The 22,259-nt window shown below is 73.4% G+C and carries 23 protein-coding genes; 8 read left to right on the forward strand and 15 right to left on the reverse strand.

Annotation, left to right across the window (positions count from 1 at the left end):
• The coding region (locus tag ACFVHB_RS18690; RefSeq protein WP_380322851.1) for an acyl-CoA carboxylase subunit beta at positions 1-1,116 on the forward strand (1,116 nt) is incomplete at its 5' end.
• A gap of 55 nt (positions 1,117-1,171) precedes the next feature.
• Positions 1,172-1,384, forward strand: coding sequence for an acyl-CoA carboxylase subunit epsilon (locus tag ACFVHB_RS18695; protein WP_380322854.1), 213 nt, complete (start codon positions 1,172-1,174; stop codon positions 1,382-1,384).
• Between the two features lie 179 nt (positions 1,385-1,563).
• Here ACFVHB_RS18695 and ACFVHB_RS18700 read toward each other — a convergent pair whose 3' ends face one another.
• Positions 1,564-2,163 (reverse strand): ScbR family autoregulator-binding transcription factor, encoded by a 600-nt coding sequence (locus ACFVHB_RS18700; protein ID WP_380322857.1) that lies wholly within the window; start codon positions 2,161-2,163, stop codon positions 1,564-1,566.
• A gap of 344 nt (positions 2,164-2,507) precedes the next feature.
• On the opposite strand from ACFVHB_RS18700, the gene ACFVHB_RS18705 reads away from it, so the two are divergent.
• Positions 2,508-3,611, forward strand: a complete 1,104-nt coding sequence (locus ACFVHB_RS18705) for a ScbA/BarX family gamma-butyrolactone biosynthesis protein (protein ID WP_380322860.1) — start codon at positions 2,508-2,510, stop codon at positions 3,609-3,611.
• A 114-nt stretch (positions 3,612-3,725) separates the two neighbouring features.
• On the opposite strand, the gene ACFVHB_RS18710 is transcribed toward ACFVHB_RS18705, so the two are convergent.
• From ACFVHB_RS18710 to hemL, 7 genes are all read right to left on the reverse strand, one after another.
• Positions 3,726-4,130, reverse strand: coding sequence for a hypothetical protein (locus tag ACFVHB_RS18710; RefSeq protein WP_380322863.1), 405 nt, complete (start codon positions 4,128-4,130; stop codon positions 3,726-3,728).
• 123 nt (positions 4,131-4,253) lie between these two features.
• Positions 4,254-5,390 carry a c-type cytochrome biogenesis protein CcsB gene (gene ccsB / locus ACFVHB_RS18715; RefSeq protein ID WP_380322866.1) on the reverse strand — a complete coding sequence of 379 codons (1,137 nt, stop codon included), beginning with the start codon at positions 5,388-5,390 and terminating at the stop codon, positions 4,254-4,256.
• A 3-nt stretch (positions 5,391-5,393) separates the two neighbouring features.
• The gene (locus ACFVHB_RS18720) at positions 5,394-7,175 is read right to left on the reverse strand and encodes a cytochrome c biogenesis protein ResB (protein WP_380322868.1); all 1,782 of its coding nucleotides are present in this window, start codon (positions 7,173-7,175) and stop codon (positions 5,394-5,396) included.
• Between the two features lie 2 nt (positions 7,176-7,177).
• On the reverse strand, positions 7,178-7,951 hold the full coding sequence (locus ACFVHB_RS18725; RefSeq protein WP_380322871.1) for a cytochrome c biogenesis CcdA family protein: 774 nt from the start codon (positions 7,949-7,951) through the stop codon (positions 7,178-7,180).
• On the reverse strand, positions 7,948-8,562 hold the full coding sequence (locus tag ACFVHB_RS18730; protein WP_380322874.1) for a TlpA family protein disulfide reductase: 615 nt from the start codon (positions 8,560-8,562) through the stop codon (positions 7,948-7,950). Before ACFVHB_RS18730 ends, ACFVHB_RS18725 begins: the two co-directional genes overlap by 4 nt.
• 147 nt (positions 8,563-8,709) lie before the next feature.
• The gene (locus ACFVHB_RS18735) at positions 8,710-9,357 is read right to left on the reverse strand and encodes a histidine phosphatase family protein (protein WP_380323070.1); all 648 of its coding nucleotides are present in this window, start codon (positions 9,355-9,357) and stop codon (positions 8,710-8,712) included.
• A gap of 62 nt (positions 9,358-9,419) precedes the next feature.
• On the reverse strand, positions 9,420-10,748 hold the full coding sequence (hemL, locus tag ACFVHB_RS18740) for a glutamate-1-semialdehyde 2,1-aminomutase (protein ID WP_380322877.1): 1,329 nt from the start codon (positions 10,746-10,748) through the stop codon (positions 9,420-9,422).
• Positions 10,749-11,049: 301 nt separating this feature from the next.
• Between hemL and ACFVHB_RS18745 the strand changes: the two genes are divergently transcribed.
• A complete protein-coding gene (locus ACFVHB_RS18745) occupies positions 11,050-11,679 on the forward strand; it encodes a hypothetical protein (RefSeq protein WP_380322880.1) in 630 nt (209 codons plus the stop codon).
• 60 nt (positions 11,680-11,739) lie between these two features.
• Here ACFVHB_RS18745 and ACFVHB_RS18750 read toward each other — a convergent pair whose 3' ends face one another.
• The 7 genes from ACFVHB_RS18750 to ACFVHB_RS18780 all read right to left on the reverse strand — a co-directional run bounded on the left by ACFVHB_RS18750 (position 11,740) and on the right by ACFVHB_RS18780 (position 20,305).
• A complete protein-coding gene (locus tag ACFVHB_RS18750; protein WP_380322883.1) occupies positions 11,740-12,456 on the reverse strand; it encodes an ArsR/SmtB family transcription factor in 717 nt (238 codons plus the stop codon).
• Between the two features lie 409 nt (positions 12,457-12,865).
• Positions 12,866-14,398, reverse strand: coding sequence for a DHA2 family efflux MFS transporter permease subunit (locus ACFVHB_RS18755; protein WP_380322886.1), 1,533 nt, complete (start codon positions 14,396-14,398; stop codon positions 12,866-12,868).
• Positions 14,399-14,489: 91 nt separating this feature from the next.
• Positions 14,490-14,978: a MarR family winged helix-turn-helix transcriptional regulator gene (locus ACFVHB_RS18760; RefSeq protein WP_380322889.1), complete on the reverse strand. Its 489-nt coding sequence runs from the start codon at positions 14,976-14,978 to the stop codon at positions 14,490-14,492.
• A gap of 163 nt (positions 14,979-15,141) precedes the next feature.
• Positions 15,142-16,413: a hypothetical protein gene (locus ACFVHB_RS18765; protein WP_380322892.1), complete on the reverse strand. Its 1,272-nt coding sequence runs from the start codon at positions 16,411-16,413 to the stop codon at positions 15,142-15,144.
• Positions 16,414-16,480: 67 nt separating this feature from the next.
• Entirely contained in the window at positions 16,481-17,881 is a 1,401-nt protein-coding gene (locus tag ACFVHB_RS18770) for an ATP-grasp domain-containing protein (protein ID WP_380322895.1), read from the reverse strand.
• 251 nt (positions 17,882-18,132) lie between these two features.
• A complete protein-coding gene (locus tag ACFVHB_RS18775; protein WP_380322898.1) occupies positions 18,133-19,809 on the reverse strand; it encodes an RICIN domain-containing protein in 1,677 nt (558 codons plus the stop codon).
• 256 nt (positions 19,810-20,065) lie between these two features.
• Positions 20,066-20,305 (reverse strand): chaplin, encoded by a 240-nt coding sequence (locus tag ACFVHB_RS18780; RefSeq protein ID WP_380322901.1) that lies wholly within the window; start codon positions 20,303-20,305, stop codon positions 20,066-20,068.
• Between the two features lie 230 nt (positions 20,306-20,535).
• Between ACFVHB_RS18780 and ACFVHB_RS18785 the strand changes: the two genes are divergently transcribed.
• The 4 genes from ACFVHB_RS18785 (at position 20,536) to ACFVHB_RS18800 (ending at position 22,225) form a co-directional block, all read left to right on the forward strand.
• Positions 20,536-20,787, forward strand: coding sequence for a chaplin (locus tag ACFVHB_RS18785; RefSeq protein WP_380322904.1), 252 nt, complete (start codon positions 20,536-20,538; stop codon positions 20,785-20,787).
• A gap of 318 nt (positions 20,788-21,105) precedes the next feature.
• A complete protein-coding gene (locus tag ACFVHB_RS18790) occupies positions 21,106-21,348 on the forward strand; it encodes a chaplin (protein ID WP_380322907.1) in 243 nt (80 codons plus the stop codon).
• 110 nt (positions 21,349-21,458) lie between these two features.
• Positions 21,459-21,734, forward strand: a complete 276-nt coding sequence (locus tag ACFVHB_RS18795) for a chaplin (RefSeq protein ID WP_380322910.1) — start codon at positions 21,459-21,461, stop codon at positions 21,732-21,734.
• A 119-nt stretch (positions 21,735-21,853) separates the two neighbouring features.
• Entirely contained in the window at positions 21,854-22,225 is a 372-nt protein-coding gene (locus ACFVHB_RS18800) for a hypothetical protein (RefSeq protein ID WP_380322913.1), read from the forward strand.
• Positions 22,226-22,259 lie beyond the last annotated feature (34 nt).

The raw sequence follows: 22,259 nt of genomic DNA on the forward strand, positions 1-22,259 counted from the left end.
GGCGGCATCTTCCAGCGCAACACCCGCGCCTCCGGCGTCATCCCGCAGATCTCGGTCATGCTCGGCCCCTGCGCCGGCGGCGCCGCCTACTCCCCGGCCCTGACCGACTTCATCTTCATGGTCCGCGAGACCTCCCAGATGTTCATCACCGGCCCCGACGTCGTCCAGGCCGTGACCGGAGAGAAGATCACCCAGAACGGGCTCGGCGGCGCCGACGTCCACTCCGGGGTCTCCGGCGTCTCGCACTTCGCGTACGACGACGAGCAGTCCTGCATCGAGGAGGTCCGCTACCTCCTCTCGCTGCTGCCGCAGAACAACCGCGAGATGCCGCCGACCGCCGTCAACGACGACCCGGTCGACCGCCGCAACGACGCGCTGCTCGACCTGGTGCCCGCCGACGGCAACCGGCCGTACGACATGCGCAAGGTCATCGAGGAGATCGTCGACCACGGCGAGTACCTGGAGGTCCACGAGCGCTGGGCCACCAACGTGCTGTGCGTGCTGGCCCGGATCGACGGCCACGTCACCGGCATCATCGCCAACCAGCCGCAGTCGCTGGCCGGCGTGCTCGACATCAACGCGAGCGAGAAGGCCGCGCGCTTCGTCCAGATGTGCGACGCCTTCAACATCCCGCTGGTCACCATGCTCGACGTCCCCGGCTTCCTGCCCGGCGTCGACCAGGAGCACGACGGCATCATCCGGCACGGCGCCAAGCTGCTCTACGCCTACTGCAACGCCACCGTGCCGCGCATCCAGCTGATCCTGCGCAAGGCCTACGGCGGCGCGTACATCGTGATGGACTCCCGTTCGATCGGCGCGGACCTCTCGTTCGCCTGGCCGACCAACGAGATCGCCGTGATGGGCGCCGAGGGCGCCGCCAACGTGATCTTCCGCCGGGACATCAACGGCGCCGAGGACCCCGAGGCGATGCGCGCGCAGAAGATCAAGGAGTACAAGAGCGAGCTGATGCACCCGTACTACGCGGCCGAGCGCGGCCTCGTGGACGACGTCATCGACCCGGCCGAGACCCGTCAGGTGCTCGCCTCCTCGCTGGCCATGCTCCGCACCAAGCACGCCGACCTGCCGAGCCGCAAGCACGGCAACCCGCCCATGTAGCACCGAAGTTCTGCTGACCATTCACCAGACACGTGCAGGGGGAGAAAACCACACCATGACCGCTTCCGCCGAACCTCTCGTCCGCATCGTCCGCGGCTCGCTCTCCGACGAGGAGCTCGCGGCCCTGACCGCCGTGCTGATGGCCCGCGCCGCGGCCGCCCAGCAGGCCGCGACCGCCGTCGCGCCGGTCGAGCCGATCGCCAACTGGCACCGCCTGGAGCGCCGCCCGGCGTACTTCTCGCCGGTCAGCTGGCAGCAGGCCGCCTGACGCGGCTCCGCGAGCACCCGCCCGTGGGCCGGTCACCCCTCCCGGGTGGCCGGCCCACGGCGTTCCCGGAGCCGGGTGACCCGGGGCCGGAACGCGGCGCGGGCGCGTACCCGGAGGCCGTGGGGCCGGCCGAATACCGACTGACCGGTCTGTGCCCGGTCCCGGCTCGCGGTGACGGCTCAGACGCGGTACGCGGCGCAGCGCTCCGCCGGGACCAGCGCCGGCAGGGCGGCCGTCCACAGGCTGTGCACGGCCTCCGGCCGGAGGCGGTCGCCGTCGTCCGGGGCGAGCAGCACCAGCCCGGCCGCCAGCGTGGTCAGCAGCTCGGCGGCCTGCCGGAGGTCCGTGCCGGGGTGCAGCTCGCCGGCCGCGTGGGCCCGCTCCAGCAGCCGGCCGAACACCGCCCCCAGGCTGCGCCAGGCGTCCGCGGCGCCGCCCCGGCCGCCTTGGCCGAGCTGGACGCCGGCCCGGACCACGACGTCCTCGCGGACCAGCCGGGCCAGCTCGTGCGAGAAGTCGATCAGGGACTGCAGGGCCGGACCGGCGCAGCGCCGGGCCTGCAGCGCGGCCGCGCCGATCTCGCGGGCGGCCGCCGCGCGGACGCCGTCCGCGAGCGCCTGCTTGGAGACGAAGTGGAAGTAGAGCGCGCCCTTGCTGACCCCCGCCCGGCGACTGATGTCGATCAGGCTGGCCGACTCGAACCCCGCGTCCGCGAACGTGTCCGCCGCCGCGAGCAGCACGGCCCGCCTGGTCCTCCCCGCGCGTTCCTGCTTGACCACTGGGCCCCTCCGGCCTCGGTCTCGGGGAGATCCCGGCTCGCCCCGCTGCTGTCACTGCACCGCCGTCCGGGGCGACGCCTCGCATGCGGACGGCCCGCCCGAAACCGCATGGTTGGTATCTAATCTAGCCCCTCGGCGGCCCCCGCCGTCCAGCGGGGAGTAACCCCCCTCCAACGTCGGACGTCGTGCAGCCGGGGATTGCCTTGGCGCACGGGCCCGGTAACGTGGTCACGCCAAGTGTTCGGCAGCGGGACCCCGACTGCTGACAGCAAACCGGGTGGTCTGTATTTTTGGTCTGGCCGCCCGGTGCGGCCGGTCGACCGACACCCGGGAGTGGGCCCGTCATGCCTTTGTTCTTTGAACCGGACGACCGCGGTCCGTACCCGCACCCCGGTTCGTACAGCCACCCGGGCCCCGGCTACGACTTCCACGAGCGGACCGTCTCCCGGCACCTGGTCCACCGCGCCGCCGTCTCCGAGGTCCTGATCACCGGCTGGCAGTCCACCGGCCCGTACGACTTCCTGGTCGGCGCGCAGTGGCCCCGGGCGCACGGCGCCCACCGGCTGCCCGGCGTCCGGCACCATGACCCGCTGCTGCTGGCCGAGACCGTCCGGCAGGCCGGGCTGCTGATCGGCCACGTCGGCTTCGGCGTGCCGCGCGGCCACCAGTTCGCGCTCGACGAGCTCTGCTACGCGCTCGGCCCGGACGGGGTGGACGGCCTCGCCGCCACCGGCGCGCCGGCCTGCCTGATGCTGGAGATCGGCTGCCACGACGTCCGGATCCGCAACGGCCGGCTGGCCTCGCTGCGAGTGCAGGCCGAGATCCGGCGGGACGGCCGGCCGGTCGGGCGGGCCGCCGGCCAGCTGCGGGTGTACTCCCCCGTCGCCTACGCCCGGCTGCGCGGGGACGCGAGACCGGCCCCCGTCGGGCCGGGGCACCACGGCGCCCCCTGGGCGCCCGAGCCGGCCGTCCTCGACCGGGGTGCCGACGCCGTCCTCGCGCCGTCGCCGGTGCCGGGCAGCTGGCTCCTGCGCGCCGACGCCGGGCACCCGGTGCTGTTCGACCAGGCGGCCGACCACGTGCCCGGGATGCTGGTGCTGGAGGCCGCCCGGCAGGCGGCCCAACGGCTGCACCGCGAGCCGGTGGTACCGGTCGAGCTGGTGTCCTCGTTCAACAGCCTCATCGAGCGGGACCGGCCCTGCCTGGTCCGGGCCGTCCCCGAGGGCGGCACCGTTCCGCCGGCCCGTGACGGGCACGGGAACGGGTACGAGGACGGGCACGGGTACGGCAGCGGCCGCGGGCGGGTGCCGGTCCGGGTGGTGCTGGTGCAGGACGACCGGACCGTCGCCGAGTGCCGGGTGCTCACCGAGCCGACCGGCGACGCCCCGGCCCGGTCGCGGGCCGACGACCGCCCGGGCCGGACCCCGGGGCTGCCGCTCGCCAGCTGACCCCCCTGGGGCCCGTACGGGCCCCTCCTCGGGCTGCTCGGGCCGCTCCGGCCCGGCCCCCGCCCTCCCCTCGCCCCCTCCCGCCCCTCGACCCCCTCAGGCCCCTCAGGCCCCTCAGGCCGCGACCAGCGCGGACGGCCGCCCGGCGTGCATCACGCTGAGGTTGGCGGCCAACAGGCTCGGGTCCTGGGCCAGCCAGAGCCGCAGCGCGGCACCCAGCATGGCGCTGGCCGAACCGATCCGCACCTGGGTGACCTGGGCGATCCGGGCCGCGCCCGGGACCAGCAGGTCGGCCAGCGGCGTCGGCAGCCAGACCGTCAGGGCGCACGGCGCGGGGGCCGTGAGCGCGCCCAGCAGCCGGTAGGCGTCCGCCGGCGAGCTGATCGTGGGGATGATGTCCAGCAGGCCGTCGGCCACCACCTCGGACACGTCGCTGCGGTGCCCCTGGGCGAGCCGGCGGAGCAGCAGCTGCTCGGCCGCGGTGATTCGGACGGTCAGCATGACCTCGTCGCACTCCATTGCGCGATCTCCTCCTCGTGTTCCTCCCCGTACCGGCGCGGGTGGCCGGCACGCACTACCCCTGTCACACCACGGCCCGGCTTCCGATCTGGAGCGCCGGGCCGGTGGGTGTCGTCCCCCCGGTCAGATCCCCGCGTAGGAGTGCTTTCCGGTGACGAAGATGTTCACGCCGTAGTAGTTGAACAGCCAGCAGGCGAACGCGGCCAGCGCCAGGTAGGCGGCCTTGCGCCCCTTCCAGCCGGCGGTCGCGCGGGCGTGCAGGTAGCAGGCGTAGGCGACCCAGGTGATGAACGACCAGGTCTCCTTCGGGTCCCACTCCCAGTACTTGCCCCACGCCGCCTCGGCCCAGATCGCGCCCGCGATGATGGTGAAGGTCCAGAGCGGGAAGACCAGCGCGTTGATCCGGTAGGACAGCTTGTCCAGCGTGGACGCGGCGGGCAGGCGCTGCCAGATCGACGCCGAGGTGCCGAGCGGGCCGCTGGTCAGGCCGGCCGCCGTCCGCTGGTCGAAGGAGTCCTTGCCCAGGTACAGCAGCGTGGCGATGAACGCCGCGTAGAAGGCGCCGCCGCAGACGATCGCGGTGGAGACGTGGATCGCCAGCCAGTACGAGTGCAGCGCCGGGACGAGCTGCTCGGACTCGGTGTACAGCACCTGGGTGGCGATGCCGAGGGTCAGCACGACCGCCAGGGTGACCGGCAGGCCCAGCCAGCGGACCTGCTTCTTCGCGGCCAGCAGCCCGAGGTAGGCGACCGTCATGGCCAGCGCGAAGGCGCAGGAGAACTCGTACATGTTGCCCCACGGCCAGCGGGAGACCGAGAGGCCGCGGGTGAACACGCCGCCCGCGTGCAGCAGGGCGCCCAGGACGGTGAGCGAGACCGCGATCCGGCCGGCCAGGTCGGCCTTCTCGCTGGTGCCGGCCGCGCCCGGGCCGTCCGTCTCGTCCTCGCCGCGGCCGCTGGTGACCACCGTCGCGCCCTCGCCCGCCAGGGCGGTGCGGGTCAGCGTGGTGGTGCCGCCGCCGGCCGAGGCGACCGTGACGGTGACCTTCTTCGCGCCCTTGCCCGTGGACCCGGCCGCGGCGACCGTCTCGGCCAGGCTGCCCGCCTGTTCGGAGGAGCGGACGGCTACGGCGCCCTTGCTGCCGAAGGTCCACTCGAACATGTGGGCGAGCATGGCGATCGTGTAGACGGCCATGGCCGAATAGATCAGCTTGTTGGAGAGGTCGGCCAGTTGGGGGTCGACCGCCGAGGCGAGGTGCACCGTCTACTCCTTGGAGTTCTGGTCGGCAGGGACTGCGGGGTCTTCGGGGTCTGCGGTGTCTCGGGGGTCCGCGGTGTCCTTCGGGTCTGCGGAGGCCCCGGCGTCGGCGGCGTCCTCGGCCGGCCCGTCCCCGCCGGCCGGCCCGTCGTCCAGAGCGGGCGCGTCGTCCTGGAGGTCCACCGCCAGCTCGGCCAGCTCCTCGGCGATCTTCGCCGACTCGCTGCGGGCCAGCCCGGCCAGCTCGACCAGGGTGCCGCCGCCGGGCAGCGCCACCGCGCGCACCCAGATCCGGCGCCGCTGCACGAACAGCGAGCCGATCAGGCCCAGGATCGCCAGCACCCCGCCGGCCAGGGCGATCTCGTTGCCCGGGCGGTGCGAGACGTTGAAGCTGGCCCACTGCTTGTAGCCCTCGAAGGTGGCCGTGCCGTAGCCGTCCGGGAGCTCCCAGGTCTGGCCCGGCTTCAGCCGCGCCTTGGCCGGCTGGCCGTCCCGCTGGAGCTGGGTCAGGTTCTTCTGGTTGAGCTGGTAGACGTTCTGCGGCAGGCCGGAGTCGGTGCCGAGGTCGCCGGCGAAGACGTTGAGCACCAGCTCCGGGGCGGCGTCGCCGGGGAACAGCGAGATCGGGCCGGTGCGGTCGAAGCTGAGCGGGGCGGTCGGCAGGAAGAAGCCGGAGAAGCCCAGCTGGGTCTTCTTGCCGTCCTTCTCGCCGTAGTCGGAGACCTTGACGACACCGGTGGAGGTCAGGTTGCCGTCCTGCGGCAGGAAGGGCGTCGCACCGGTGTAGACGACCTGCCCGGCCGCGTTCTTCACCGTGATCACCGGGGCGTAGCCGTGGCCGATCAGGTAGACCTTGCTGCCGCCGATCTCCAGCGGGTGGTTGACCTCGATCGTGCCCTTGGCCAGCTTGGACGCGTCGCTGCCCGCGTAGTACTCGACGTTCGCGGTGAACTCGCGGGCGGCGCCGATCTGGTCGCCCTTGCTCTGGAAGCGGGACTTGAAGCTGTCCAGCTTCAGGTAGAAGGGGTCGAGGTCGTCGGAGCCGTAGAACCGCGAGCCGGTGAAGTCGTCCAGCTGCGTGATGGTGTTGGAGTAGCCCTCGCCGGCCACCATCAGCTTGCCGCCGGTACCGCTGGCCAGGCTCGCCCAGGCGAAGCCGCCGAGCAGCGCGAACAGCGACAGGTGGAAGACCAGGTTGCCGACCTCGCGCAGGTAGCCCTTCTCGGCGGACACCGAGCCGTCGGCCCGGTGCGCCCGGAACCGCCGCGCGCGCAGCAGCCGGTGCGCGGCGGCGTTCACCGTCGCGGCGTCCGCGTCGGTGCGCCAGGCCGCGTAGACCGGCATCCGGGTCAGGTTGCGCGGCGCGGCCGGGGGCTGGGCCCGCAGCACGCCGACGAACTGCCAGGTGCGCGGGACGATGCAGCCGGCCAGCGAGACGAACAGCAGGATGTAGATCGCCGAGAACCAGACCGAGCTGTAGACGTCGAACAGCTGCAGCTTCTCGTAGATCGGCGCGACCGTGGTGTGCTGCGCCTTCCACGTCTCGACCTTGAACTGGTTCTGGCCGTTCTGCGGGATCAGCGACCCCGGGATGGCGGCCAGCGACAGCAGGAAGAGCAGGATCAGCGCGACCCGCATCGAGGTCAGCTGGCGCCACACCCAGCGCAGCCAGCCGAGCACCCCCATGCCCGCGGGGCCGTCCGACTCGACCGGCGCGGTGGTCAGCCGCTCGGCCGCGTCCTCGGCCGCCGCCGGGGGCAGCCCGGTATCGGTCGTGGTCTTGCTCACGGTCAGATTCCGATCTGGAAGTCGGCGGTCCAGGACTGCAGCTCGTTCACCATCGAGTCCCAGATCCCGGTGACGAGCAGCAGACCGACCGCGACGAGCATGCCGCCACCGATCCGCATGACGAGCGGGTAGTGCCGCTTGACCCAGCCGAACGCGCCCAGCGCCCGGCGGAAGGCCAGCGCGGCCACGACGAACGGTACGCCCAGGCCCAGGCAGTAGGCGGTCATCAGCAGGGCGGCGCGGCCCGCGTCGGCCTCGTTCAGCGCCAGGTTCTGGACGGCGGCCAGCGTCGGGCCGAGGCACGGCGTCCAGCCGACGCCGAAGACCACGCCGAGCATCGGCGCGCCGAGCAGGCCGACCGCCGGGCGGCGGTGCGAGCGCAGCTCGCGCATGCTCAGCCCGGGCACCAGGCCCATGAAGGCGAGGCCCATGACGATGGTCAGCGCGCCGAGCACGATCGAGATGACGCGCTTGTGCTCCTGCAGCGTCGAGCCGAAGTAGCCGAACAGCGCGCCGCCGGAGACGAAGACGGCGGTGAAGCCGAGGATGAACAGCAGCGCCCCGAGCAGCATCCGGCCGCGCCGCCCGCCGCGCGCGTCGGCGAGGTCGGCGGCGGAGAAGCCGGTGACGTAGGAGAGGTAGCCGGGCACGAGCGGCAGCACGCACGGCGAGAAGAACGAGACCAGCCCGGCCACCAGCGCGATCGGCGCGGCGATCAGCAGCGCCCCGCTCTGAATGGTCCCGGTGGTGTCGGCCAGCTGGACCGCGGCACTCACTGCTTCTGCTCCGCGACCACCGGCTGGAGCATCGCCTCCAGGGCGTCGTCCACCTGGCCGCCGACGGCGCGGGCGGCGAGCTTGCCGTCCCGGTCGACCACCAGGGTGGTGGGCACCGTCTGCGGGTTGAGGCTGCCCTTGGGGAACTTCAGCAGCTGGGTGCCGGCCGGGTCGTAGAGGCTGGGGAAGGTGACGCCCTTCTCCTGCTCGAAGCGGACGGCGTTGGCCTTCTCCGGGTCCCGGGTGTTGATGCCGAGGAACTGGACGCCCTGGTCCTTGTACTTCTCCCAGACCCGCTGGAGGTCGTCCGCCTCGCCGCGGCACGGACCGCACCAGGAGCCCCAGACGTTGAGGACGACGACCTTGCCCTTGTAGTCCGACAGCTTGACCGGGGTGCCGTCCAGGGTCTCGCCGGAGATGTCCGGCGCGTCCTGGCGGTGCCCGGCGTCCGCCGTGGAGACGTTGCCCTTGGCGTTGACGAAGCCGATCTGGCCGTCACCGCTGCCGGACGAGCCGGACGAGGAGCAGCCGGTGAGAGCGAGTGCGGCAGCGGCGGCGGTGGCGGCGGCCGCTGCGGCGAGACGGGGACGGGGGCGCGTCGTGCCAGACATGTGAAAAGTTTCGCATGGAGTTCCGGGCAGGTTCGGGGGGGTCCTGCATTCCGTGTCGCACCCCCTCTGACCTGCGACTGAGCCGGATCACCCGGGTCGTTCCCGAGTGATCCGGCTCATACTTACGCGTGGCTTACGCGCCCCGCGTCAGGCGCCGAAGCTCTTGCCCACCGGCTTGCTCTTACCGCCCTTGCCGACCAGGTGCGCGGGGAGCAGGTCGCGGGCCGGCTCGCGGTAGCCCACCGAGACGATCTTGTCGCCCTCGTAGGTGAAGCTCGTCAGCGAGGCCAGCGAGCACTGCCGGTTGCGCGGGTCGTGCCAGAGCCGGCGGCGCTCCACGAAGGAGCGGACGATCCAGATCGGCAGCTGGTGGCTGACGCAGACCGCCTCGTGCCCGCGGGCGGCGTCCCGGGCCGCGGCGAGCGCGCCCATCATCCGCACCGCCTGCTCCAGGTACGGCTCGCCCCAGGAGGGCTTGAACGGGTTGGTCAGGTACTTCCAGTAGCCCGGGTTCTTCAGCGAACCGTCGCCGACCCCGAAGGTCTTGCCCTGGAAGATGTTGTCGGCCTCGATCAGCCGCTCGTCCACCGCGAGGTCCAGGCCGTGCGACTTGGCGATCGGCTCGGCCGTCTCCTGCGCCCGCTCCAGCGGGGACGCCACCACGTGGGTGATGTCCCGGTCGGCGAGGTCCTCGGCCACCCGGTCGGCCATCTGCCGGCCAAGCTCGGAGAGCCGGTAGCCGGGCAGCCGGCCGTACAGGATGCCCTCCGGGTTGTGCACCTCACCGTGCCGCATCAGGTGGACGACGGTGATGTCCTTGGCGCTCACTTCTCAGTACTCCTGGGGCTTCGTAGGGTCTAGGCCGTGGCCTCGGCGGCCGCGCGGGCGGCGGCCGGGAGGGCGGCGGCGATCCGGTCGACGGCCCGCTGGTCGTGGGACGCCGAGACGAACCAGGACTCGAAGGCGGACGGCGGGAGGTAGACGCCCTGGCTGAGCATCGAGTGGAAGAAGGCGTTGAACCGGAACGCCTCCTGGGTCTTCGCCTCGTCGTAGGTGGTGACCGCCTCCTCGGTGAAGAACACCGAGAACATGTTCCCGGCCGTCTGCAGCCGGTGCGCGACGCCCTCCTTGAGCAGGGCGTCCGAGACGAGGCCGGCGATGTCCGCGGCCACCCGGTCCAGCCGCTCGTACACCTCGTCGGTGCAGCCGCGCAGCTGGGCCAGGCCGGCCGCGGTGGCGATCGGGTTCCCGGAGAGGGTGCCCGCCTGGTAGACCGGGCCGGCCGGGGCCAGGTGGCCCATCACGTCGGCGCGGCCGCCGAAGGCCGCGGCCGGGAAGCCGCCGCCCATCACCTTGCCGAAGGTGAGCAGGTCCGGCGCCCAGCCCTCGTTCGCCGCCTCCAGGCCGTACCAGCCGGCCCTGGAGACGCGGAACCCGGTCATCACCTCGTCGGAGATGAACAGCGCGCCGTTCTCCCGGCAGAGCCGGGCCAGGCCGCCGTTGAAGCCGGGCAGCGGCGGGACGACGCCCATGTTCCCGGGCGAGGCCTCGGTGATCACGCAGGCGATCTCGCCCGGGTGCGCCTCGAAGGCCCGCTCGACGGCCGCCAGGTCGTTGTACGGCAGCACGATGGTGTCGCCGGCCTGGGCGCCGGTGACGCCCGGAGTGTCCGGCAGACCGAAGGTCGCGACGCCGGAACCGGCGGCGGCCAGCAGCGCGTCCACATGTCCGTGGTAGCAGCCGGCGAACTTCACGACCTTCGCCCGACCGGTGAAGCCGCGGGCCAGCCGGATCGCGGACATGGTCGCCTCGGTGCCGGAGGAGACCAGGCGGACCTGCTCGACCGGGGCGACCCGGGCGACGATCTCCTCCGCCAGCTCGACCTCGCCCTGGCCGGGCGTACCGAAGGAGGTGCCGCGGGAGACCGCCTGCTGGACGGCGTCGATCACGGCGGGGTGCGCGTGGCCGAGGATCATCGGACCCCACGAGCACACCAGGTCGACGTACTCACGGCCGTCGGCGTCGGTGAGGTAGGGGCCGGTGCCGGACACCATGAAGCGCGGCGTGCCGCCCACCGCGCGGAAGGCGCGCACCGGGGAGTTGACGCCGCCGGGCGTCACGATCGAGGCGCGGTCGAAGAGCGACTGGGACTGGGGTGCTTCGTAGGGGTAGCTCACGGGAGACATGGTCTCAAATCGTGTCCTTCACCTCTGCATGTCGGACCTCATCATCTGGAACGATGATCCGGGCGAGGAAGTCTGTACGGTTATCCGTACAACGGGCCCCCTGACTGCTCCCGGTGACGGACCAGTCAGACTGTGTACTCAGGCTTTCCACCCGGGGTGTGCGAGGTTCCGGGTGTGCAGGGGTGTGAAGAGGACTGCCGCGTGCCTCAGCTGGGTACGGCGGCGCATGACGGGTAAGGAGCACGTCCGGACGGACGCCGGGCGTGCGGGGGTCTGTCGATTCCGGCGAATTCCGGTGAGGATGGTCCGAGTGTCCGAGGCGCAGGACGGCTACGACGAGGCCGCGGGTGGCTCCCGCCGGCCCGCCGAGGCCGCACGCGGGGGTACGGGAGCGGGTACGGGTCGTGGCGGTCGCGGCGGTGAGAGGCGGGGTGAGGGACGCGTGGGGGTGACCTACAAGTACTTCGGCGCACCCGACCGTGCCACCGCCGCCAGAGTCCCGACCGCACTCGGCCCCGGCGGGCTGGGCCTGGACGCGGGCGAGCTGGGCTCGCTGGGACGGCTCGGCGACCTGATGGAGACCAGCGGCTCCCCCAACGGGCACCTCTCCACCAAGATCAAGCCGGAGACCATGAGCGCCATGGTCCTCACCGGCATCCAGGGCGTCCCGCTGCACCAGGTCCCGCCGCTGGAGCTGGTCGTGCTGCACCCCGACTACGCCGTGGTGCAGCTCCCGCAGAACGTCGTGGAACCGCTGCGCAAGGCCGACGAGACCGAGCTCGGCGCCGCCGCCTTCATCTGGTCCACCGTCCCGGACCGCCGCGGGCCGCGCGACGCCTTCGTGATCTACAGCATGCTGCACGAGTGGCAGGACTTCGCCAACCGCCTGCACGAGGCCGGCCACCAGCTGTACTGCCTGGTCTGGCCCTGAGGCCGGTCCGGCCCCGGGGCCGTCGCCGCGGGCCGGGGCCGGGGCCGTCGCCGCGGCGCGTCAGCCGGCGGCGGCCAGGTCCAGCCCCAGCAGCTCGTGGAACCCGTCGGCCCCGGCGGGGGTGAGCCGCAGCGCCCGGCCGGAGCCGATCCGCTCCACCCACTGCCGCTCGAACGCCGTCCGGTGGACGGTGGCCCCGTACACCCCGCCGAGGTGCCGGCGGCGCTCCGTCCAGTCCACGCAGCTGCGGAGCGCCGGACGCGACCGGGCCCTGGTGGGCCGCTCGACGCCCAGCCCGGCCAGCCACTCCCAGCCCTGCTCGGTCACCGCGAGGCCCGGTTCGTCCGCCACCAGCCCGAGGGCGACGCTGGCGTCGCGCACCGCCACGCCGAGCTGGCCGGCCAGGTGGTCGTAGCAGGTGCGAGCCCGGGCCTCGGCGCTCCGCCGGGTCGACTCGCGCAGGCTGCGCGGCGGCTCCGCCGGGCTCGGCCAGGCGGACCGCGCGAAGACCGTGAGGTCCTCGATCAGACCGGCCACCTCCGACCCGGCCAAGCGGACGTACCGGTGGCGGCCCTGACGCTCCTCGACCAGCAGGGTCGCGTCGATCAGGCGTGACAGGTGCTCACTGGCGGTGGACGGCGAGACCCCGGCGTGGCGGGCCAGCTCGCTGGCGCTCCAGGCGCGGCCGTCGAGCAGGGCCGTGCACACCGTGGCACGGGTGGGATCGGCGAGCAGGGCGGCGAGGCGGGCGAGCGGTACGTCCTGATCGTGCGGCATGTCCCCATCATGCCGCAGGACCCGCCGGACGGAAGGGGTGTCAGGGACAGTTCGGCGGCCGCCGAAGTGTCCCGCCCTTAGCGTGAGCCGCATGACAGCCACCACCGTGTCCGCCGCCGTCACCGACCCCTCCGACCGCACTCCCTCCACGTCCGCCCGGCAGTCCGGAACACCGGACACCGGGTGGAGCTTCGACCACCACTGAGGGGCGGTCAGGAACGAGCCCTCGGACCGGCCCGTACGGGGGGCGGGCCGGCCCGCGGCTCGGCCCGACCGCGCCCCGGGCGGACCCCCACGCCGCCCGGGGCCGGCGGGCGGCCCCCACGCCGCCCGACCGAGCGGGCGGCCCACCGGAGTCCCCCTCCGGCGGGCCGCCCGCTCCGCTGCGTCTCCGGCCCTCCCCGGTCCGTCAGGCCACCGGCGCCGCCGGGCGGTCCGCTGCCGCCGGGGCGGGCTTCAGGACCACGGCGGCGAGCACGAAGGACACCGCGAGCAGGCCGGCCGCGACCGCGAAGGCGAGGCGGAAACCGCCGGCGAGGGCGTCCGCGGCCGGGTGACCGGCGGCCGCCAGGGCGGAGCCGCGGGAGTCGGCCAGGGTGGTGAGGACGGCGACCCCGAGGGCGGCGCCGACCTGCTGGGTGGTGTTGAAGAGGCCCGAGGCGGTGCCCGCGTCGGCCGCGCCCGCGCCGGACATGCCCAGGGCGGTGAGGCCGGAGAGCACCAGCCCGCCGCCGCCGATCAGCAGCATGGTCGGCAGCAGGTGCGGCACGTAGTCGGCCCCGGCCGGCAGCCGGGTCAGCAGCCCGAGGGCGGCGACCAGCAGCGCCAGCCCGGCCAGCAGGACGTTGCGCTCGCCGAACCGGGCGTTCAGCCGGGCGGAGAGCAGCAGGGAGACCACGCCGATGGCGACCGCGGCCGGGAGCAGGGCCAGGCCGGTGGCGGCGGCGCCGTAGCCGAGCACGTTCTGCAGGTAGAGGGCGACCAGGACCTGGAAGCCGAACATCCCGGAGATGGTCAGCACCTGCACCGCGTTGGCGCCGGAGACGTTGCGGGAGCGGAACATCCGCAGCGGCAGCAGCGGATGGGCGGCACGGGCCTGCCGGACCAGGAACGCGGCCAGCAGCAGGACGGACAGCGCGCCGAGGCCGAGCGTGCGGGCGGAGGCCCAGCCGTGCTCGCCGGTGCCGACGATGGTGGAGATGCCGAGCATCAGGGCGGCGGTGATCAGGACGGCGCCCAGGGCGTCGGCACCGGCCCGCAGCCCCGGGCCGCGGTCGGCGTCGAGTGCCCGGACGGCGAGCAGGGCGGCGGCGAGGCCGAGCGGCAGGTTGATCAGGAAGATCCAGTGCCAGTTCAGGGCCTCGGTGAGGACGCCGCCGAGCACCTGGCCGATCGAGGCGCCGGTCGCGCCGGTGAAGCTGAAGGCGCCGATCGCCCGGCCGCGTTCGCGCGGCTCGGGGAAGAGCGTGACGATCATGCCGAGGCTGACCGCGGAGACCATCGCGCCGCCGACGCCCTGGAGGAAGCGGGCGGCGATCAGCACGCCCTGGCCGGTGGCGACCGCGCAGAGCAGCGAGGCGGCGGTGAAGAGCGCCAGCCCGGCGACGAAGACCTTCTTGCGGCCGACCAGGTCGCCGAGCCGGCCGGCCAGCAGGAGCAGGCCGCCGAAGGCGATCAGGTAGGCGTTGACCGTCCAGGTCAGGCCGGCGGGGGTGAAGCCGAGGTCGTCCTGGATGGCCGGCAGGGCCACGGTGACGATGGAGCCGTCCAGGATGATCATCAGCGTCCCGGCGCAGAGCACGGCGAGGGCGAGCGCGCGGGAGCGGGATCGGGCGGGGGCGGGCCGACCCGGGGCGGGCGCCGAGGGGGCGGGCCCGGTCGAGGCGCGCTGGGCCCGGGCGGGCGTGGTCGGCGAGGGCGTGGTCGGGGCGTGCGTGGTCATGGCGGGTCTCCCGGTGGGTCGAGTACCGGGTAAGACACTAACAGATGGTTTTGTTCGGGACTATCTTTCTCGGGAAGGTCCCGTTCGGTCCTCAGCTCCGGGAGCGACGGGCCCGCCGGACCGTCCGGTCGCTCTCCACGGGCTCCGCCAGCGGCCCGTCCACCAGCCGGGACAGGGCCGAGACGAAGGCCGTCCGCTCCCCGTCAGGCAGCGAGTCCAGCACCTCGCGGTGGACCCTGTCGGCGATCGCGGTGCCCTGCACGACGGCCCGCTCCCCCGCCTCGGTCACCGAGATGATCCGGGCCCGGCGGTCGGTGGCGGACGGGCGGCGCTCGGCGAGCCCGGCCTTCTCCAGCTCGTCGACGGTGACGACCATGGTGGTCTTGTCCAGGTCCGCCAGTTCGGCCAGCTGGATCTGGGTGCGCTCGGCCTCCAGCGCGTGGAAGAGCACGCAGTAGGCGCGCGGGGTGATCCCGAGCTCGGTGAAGGCGGCCGCCATCCGGGTCGCCAGCACGTGACTGGCGTGGTCCAGCAGACCGGAGATGTCGCGGATCTGGCGCACGGGCGGGCTCGTCGTCATGCGTCCGAGGTTAGCAATGCCGTCCCGCGCCGGATGATCCCGTGACGAACCACCTTCCGCGCCCCGGGGGCGTCGTGGTCCGGCGCACGGGCGCGGGACGGCTGCGGTACGGGCCGCAGGAGAAAGGCAGGACGGGCCTGCGGGACGGGTCTACGGGACGGGTCTACGGGATGCCCATCTCGAACAGCGCGTACCCGGCGTACCAGCCGGCCGCCACCGCCGGCATGGCGAACAGGCCGGCCAGGGTCGGCAGCCGCAGCCGGCGCAGCGCGAGCGCCAGGCCGATGAACAGCGGGAACGCGGGCAGCAGGTAGCGCGAGATGTTGCCGAAGATCTGGTTGCTGCTCAGCGCGGTGAAGACGGTCAGCAGGGTGAAGACCACCAGCACCAGGGGCGGCCGGGCGCGGAACAGCAGCACCAGCAGCCCGGGCAGCGCGATCAGCAGGGCCACCGCGATCAGGTCGGGCGCCGGGTTGGACTGCCAGAAGTCCCAGTGCCCGGTGATCACGTCCAGGAAGGTGCGGGAGGTGGAGGCGCCCCAGTCGAAGTAGCGGTTCCAGGCGCCGCGCTGCAGCTTGAAGTAGCCGCCCCAGTCGTCCATCCGGTAGCCGACCCAGGCGACGTACCAGAGCAGGCCCCACGGGGTGATCAGCATCGCGGTCAGCGGACGGGCGGTGCCGTCGGTCCGCCGGACGAGCGCCACCAGCGCGGCGATCGAGACGGCCGCGATCAGCGCCGCGGCGGTGGGCCGGTTCAGGCCGGCCGCGAGGGCGAGCACCCCGGCGGTCAGCCAGCGGTGCGTCATCACGCAGTAGCAGGCCCAGGCGGAGATCGCGACGAACAGCGAGTCCGAGTAGACCGCCCACTCCACGCCCGAACCCGGGAAGAGCCCCCAGATCACGGCGGCGATCACCCCGGCCCGGAAGCCGCCGAGCCGCTCGGCGATCGCGAAGATCCCGGCCGCCGCGACGAACGAGGCGATCACCGAGACGGCGATCCCGGAGCCGTACGGGCCGAGGCCGGTGACCGAGCCGACCAGCCGCATCAGCCACGGGTAGAGCGGGAAGAACGCGGCCGAGTTCTCGTAGTAGGTGGCCAGCGGGTAGCCGTGCAGCGGGATCAGCTGCGGGTCGTAGCCGTTCTCGGCGATCCGCTGGTACCAGATGCCGTCCCAGGTGCCGAGCACGTCCCAGGGCCGGGCGCCGCCGCCGCGGCCGACCTCCTTCTTCAGGAAGTCCCCGGTGTGCGAGAGCAGCAGCATGAAGACGGTCAGGCCGGTCGCCTTGACCACCGCGTACGCGCCGAGCGCGGGCGCGAAGCGGTCCACCGCGGCGGCGAACCGGCTCTGGAGCTCCGCGCCCCCGGACCGCTCGTCGGCGCCGGGCGGCTCCGCGCTCGCCGGCTCCGTACTCGATGTGCTCGATGCCGTGCTCATCAGCTCTGGACTCCCCGCCCCCGCTCGTGATCGGCGCGGCCACGAAACGCGCCGCCGCCGGGCGAGCCTACGACACGGGGGTTCGGGTGCCCGCGTCAACCTTCCGTGCCGGACCCCCGAAGGAGTACAGCCGGTGCAGGGCGTCGACCAGGGTCCGGCCGCCGGCGGTGAGGGTGCGGCCGTCCGGGGCGGTGAGGGAACGGCGGGTCACCAACCGGGCGAGGACGGCACCGGGCCGCAGCACCGCACCGGCCGGGGGCAGGTTGACCAGCACGGTCTCGTCGGGGCCGCACTCCAGCAGGCCGGCCGCGTCGCCCCGGCGGACCAGCGCGCCCTCGCGCAGCGCGTACGCCCCGGCCGCCGGCACCCGAACGGCCTCCGCCGGGGCGCCGGTGTGCCGGACGGTCAGCTGCACGCCGTACGCCGGGTCCGGGTCGGGCTTGCCGAGGGTGGGGACGCCGTGCCGCTCCAGCACGTGCCGGAGCGCGGTGGGCAGCCGCCCGTCCGCCCGCTCCAGCTCGAGCTCGCCGAGCAGCCAGCTGGAACCCTGCATCCGGCAGTTGATCTCCAGGGCGAGGGCCCGGTCGTCCCGGAGCACGAAGTCCGCCCCGAAGACGCCCCGGTAGCCGAGGCCGGCCAGGCCCCAGCCGATCCGCTCGGTCGCCTCCAGGCAGCGGGCCACCGCGCGCGGCGCCAGCCGCCCGGGCGCCTCGAAGTCGCAGCCGGCGTACTGGCCGAACCCGGCGCCCGCCGCCTCGATCCCGATCAGCTGCAGGGAGGGCCGGAGCACCTGCGGCAGACCGTCCAGCCCGACGAAGCCGTGCACGTTGAGCGCGGTGTCGCCGACGTACTCGCTGACCAGCCAGCGGTCGCGGGCGGGCAGGGCGGCCGCGTCCTCGGCGGAGCGGACCAGGTGGGTGCCGTTGCCCGCCGAGCCGCGCGGGGTCTGGGCGACGTACACCGAGCCGAACCGGTGCCGCAGCGCGGCGTGGTCGAGCGTCCCGGCCACCACGGTGCTGGCCGGGACCGGCACGCCGAGGTGGCCGAACCATTCGCGCATCGCGGTCTTGTCGCCGAACACCTCGGCGTCGGCCCGCAGCGGCGGCGCCAGCAGCCGGGCGCCGGTGGCCTCCACGGCGGCGGTCCAGTGCTCGCGGTGGCTGCCGTAGCCGGCCAGCCGCAGCTCGCGGCCGCGCCAGCGGGTGCCGGTCAGCCCGGGCAGCCGGGCGGTCAGCTCGTCCAGGCTCGCGCCGGCGGCACCGCCCTCACGGATCAGGGTGTGCTGCTCCAGCGAGTGCAGCTCCACCCCGAAGCGCGCGGCCCAGCCGGCGTCCGCCGCCTCGGCGGACAGCAGCGCGGACAGCACGCCGGTGCGGAGCAGCGGCAGCAGGTACAGCGGCCGGGCGACGATCCCGAGGTACGCGGCAGGGCGGAGCAGCCGGCCGGCGTCCTCCAGAGTGGCGATCACCCGATGGATTATCCACCGCCGCGCACGGCGGCCGTCACGCCAAGGCAACCACCCCTCAAGGCATCTGACGATGCATTAGACTTCCTCCCCGCCGGACGGGGTACGCGCACGAACCAGCGCGCCCCAGCTGCCGCCCGGCCCACCGGCCCCGCGCTCCGCACCCTCCCGGCCGGCCCCGCCGGAGCACCCGCAGGAGTGCCGTCGCCCCCGCCCGGTTGACCGGGCGGGGGCGACGGGGCGGGCGGGGCGGATCAGCCGTGGAGGTAGACGATGCCGAGTTCGGTGAGCCGCCAGAGCTGGCCTGCGGCGCCGGTGTCGGCGGCGAGTTCGACGAGCCGGTTGCCCTTGGCGTCGAGGTCGCCGCTCGCGGTGACCACCTTGGTCTGGTCCTGGGAGTCGGCCAGCTTGTAGAGGCCGTTGCCGGCGGGCTTGAAGACCCAGTGCTGGTTGCCGCCGCCGTTGCAGCCCCACTGCTGGATCCGGGTGCCGGGGGCGGTGGAGCCCGCGTTGGCGTCCAGGCACATGTTCCGGTTGCCGCTGAAGTCGAGCTCGTAGCCGCCGCCCTGCTCGGCCTCCAGGACGAAGGACTGGTTGAGCCCGCCGGTGGCGGCGTAGGTGATGGCGGGCCGGCCGTTGACGGAGTCGCCGTAGGTGCCCCCGCCGGTGAGGTCGAGCACCTTCCCGTCGGCGGCGCTGGTGAGCTGGTACCAGGCGCCGTCCTCGGGCGCGTCGGCGAACGGCCGGCCGGGGGCGAGCGGCTGGATGGACGTGACGTTCTGCTGGTCGAGCGTGCAGTAGGCCTGCTGCTGGTCGGGCCGGGCGTAGAACTGGCCGAGGCAGACGCCCTCGCCGCGGTAACCGGCCACCCGCAGGTGGTACGACTGGCGGACCATGTTCATGCACAGCCCGGGAATGCCGATCTGCGCGTCGCAGCCGTTGCGGACCCACTCGGAGAGGTTGATGACGTCCCCGTTGGTGTACTCGTACGGGGAGCTGGTCCACTCGGCGCAGACCTCGTGGCCGAAGGCGACCCGCCGCTGGTCCAGGTACCGGACGCCGGGCACCTGTTCGGCCGCGGCGCGCAGGGTGTCGCTGAAGAGCGGCACCACCCAGTTGTGCCCCCAGGCGAGGTCCTCGGGGAAGGCCGGGCAGCCGTCGGCGATCTTGCCGAGGTAGTCGTTGCGCCGGATGTCGGGCGTGATCGGGTTGAAGTACGACTGGTAGACCAGCTGGTACGAGGAGTCGGCATAGCCGGCCCCGCGCATGGTCCGCCGGACGTTCTGCAGCGCGGCGACCACCTTGGGGCGGACCCGCTCGGCCCGCTGGGCGATCTCCTGGCTGCCGATGGTGTCGCGGCAGCCCTGGTCCTTGGGGACGGGGAAGTACTGCGCGAGGCAGTGCATCATGATGCCGCTGAAGTCGAAGTCGTCGTTGGCGCCGATCGTGACGACGACCAGTTTGACGTCGTACTTGCCCGCCACCTCGGCGAGTTGGACGTCCTGCTTGGGTTCGCCGAAGTCACCGCTGCCCGGCCCGGTGATCCTGGCCAGCTCGGGGTCGCTGACCAGGTCGCCGGTCTGGGCGCCGGAGCAGGCGAGGTCGACCGGGGTGACGCCGGGGATGCCGGTGACGAAGATCTCCGACTTGGGGTGGCGGTGGCAGTAGTCGGTGGGGCTGTCGGTCTCGGGGAAGTAGCCGTCGCCGGTGTCGGTGCCGGCGCCCTCCCCGGAGATCGCGCTGTCGCCGAGGGCGACGATCGCGGCCGGTTTGGCGGTGCCGGCGGCGGGGGCGGCGTCGGCGAGGGCGGCGGGGGCCCCGGCCAGACCGAGGGTGGCGACGAGGGCGCCCGCCGCGAGCAGTGCGCCGTACGGCGAGCGCCGCGCACCCGGAAATGACTGGCGCGCACCTGACAATCTTGACCTGATCACACGCAACTCCTTGCGGGGTGGGGGATCCCGCCCGGCCGAGGGGGTGCCGGACGACTCGGAGCGAAGGAAGGTGAGCAGGTCTCACATTCTAGGTACCGGCCGGTAACGCAACAAGGTGTGCGACGGCACCGGGAGTCGCCGCGCGGCCGGTCCGGACGAACGGCGCGCGGCGCGTCCGGAAAGCGGAGAGCCGCCGCCCCGCGCCCCAGGAGGGAAGCGCGGAACGGCGGCTCGCGCCGGCCGAACCGGGCGCGGATCAGCCCGCGTTGACGCAGTGGTTGCCGAACGCCGGGTTGAGCAGACCGATCACGTTGACGGTGTTGCCGCAGAGGTTGATCGGCACGTGCACCGGAACCTGGATCTGGTTGCCGGAGATGACGCCGGGGGAACCCGCGGCGACGCCCTCCGCGCCCGAGCTGGCCATCGCGGTGCCGGCACCGGCCGCCACGATGCCTACCACGGCGGCACCGACGGCGGCCGTCTTCTTGATGCTCATAGGAGCCTCCTGACTGATCGACAGATATGCACGGGGAGTGCGACATCTAGAACGAGACCTGCTCGACCCGGTTGCGACGGCGGGTGCTTTGTCACCCAAGTGGCTCAACGCGCCCGGCACCAGGCATTCGGGTGATCGCCGGGCCCGACCGTTTCCCCCCGGGCGCTCCCTCGTTCTCCCTGGCGGAACACGCTCCACACAGGCCCTCTAGAACGAATCGAGTACCGCACATGCGCAAGCTCGCCCACGGCGTCCTCGGCACCGCGGCCACCGCCGCCATGCTGGCCGCCGGCGCCGGCGTCGCCGCCGCCCACCACGCCAACGGCGCCTCCGCCGAGGGCGTTGCGGCCGGTTCGCCCGGCGTGGCCTCGGGCAACCAGATCCAGGTCCCGGTGCACATCCCGGTGAACGTGTGCGGCAACTCGGCCAACCTGGTCGGCCTGCTCAACCCGGCGTTCGGCAACCACTGCGCGAACGCCTGACCGCGCTCCGACCGGCCGCCCGGCCCACGACCGCCGGACGGCCCCCCGACTCCGGGAGATCCGCCGCCGGTCCGAGCCCGTCCGGAATTACTCCTGGTCGCGCGTCTGCGCGAATTGTTCCCGGCCGTGCGGGAATTGTTCGCGACGTGCGGTGACGCGGCCGCCGCCCATCGTCCAAGCCACGGGCGACACGCGCCACTTGGGCCGCCAGAGTGACAATCACGGCATTCCCAGAAGCCAGCGGGCGATGATTTCCTTTCGCCCGGCTCCCGACTATTTCCCCATTTACGGTCGGGCAGAAAACGGAGGAAGAACCACATGCGTAACCTCAAGAAGGCCGCCGCCCTGTCCCTCGCCGCCGCCGGCCTGGTGGTCGGCGCGGCCGGCGGCGCGTTCGCCAGCTCCGGCGCCGAGGGCGTCGCCGCCGGCTCCCCCGGTGTGCTCTCCGGCAACCAGATCCAGATCCCGGTGCACATCCCGGTCAACGTCTGCGGCAACTCCATCGGCATCGTCAGCATCCTGAACCCGGCGTTCGGCAACCACTGCGCCAACATCGGCTGAACCGGCGGTCGCCGCACCGGCGACAGCCACCTCACCGAGTCCGTGCCGCACCCCGCTGCCGTCGGGGTGCGGCCCGCTCAACCCGTGTGTGATCGAGGAGATCAACCCCCATGCAGAACGTGAAGAAGGCCGCCGTCCTGTCCGCCGCCGCTGCCGGCCTGGTGCTGGGCGCCGCGGGCTCCGCCGCCGCCAGCTCCGGCGCCGAGGGCGTCGCCGCCGGCTCCCCCGGTGTCATCTCCGGCAACCAGCTCCAGATCCCGGTGCACATCCCGGTCAACCTGTGCGGCAACTCCGTCGACGTGATCGGCGCCCTGAACCCGGCGTTCGGCAACAGCTGCGCCAACGTGGACTCGCACCCGCACCACGACCACGACGACGACTGCTGATCCCCGATCGGCACGCGTTCCGGCCGTCCTGCCCCCCGACCAGCCGGCCGGGGGGCAGTTCGGCGTACCCGGGCGCAGTCCAGCCGCCCGGGGCCCCGACCCCCGAAGGGTGACTCCGCATGGTTTCGAAGAAGAGCGGGGCCGGCCTCGCCGCCGCCCTGGGCGCCGCGATGCTGCTCGGCGCCGGCACCGCCCCGGCGCACGCGGCGCCGGCCGAGGGCGGCGCCTCGCTGGCCAAGACCGACGTCGCCAAGGCGCTCGGCGGCACGACCGCCGGCATCGGCTACGGCATCGCGCCGGTCAAGGACCTGCGCCTGGACCCGTGGGCCAACTCCTCGGCCGACGTGCTGAACAACGGCGCCACCGTCCAGCCGGACAACTCCGGGCTGGCGCCGGTCTCCACCGGGACGCTGACCGGTCCGCTGAGCGCCGGCGGCGGGCCGCGGGACCTGCCGGTGGTCGGGCAGCTGCTCGGCGCCCTGCCCGGCTGAGCCCCGGGCACCGGACGCCCGAGAGCCCGGTACC

Origin of the sequence: Kitasatospora sp. NPDC127111 (assembly GCF_042677465.1) — a bacterium.
Lineage (GTDB): Bacteria > Actinomycetota > Actinomycetes > Streptomycetales > Streptomycetaceae > Kitasatospora.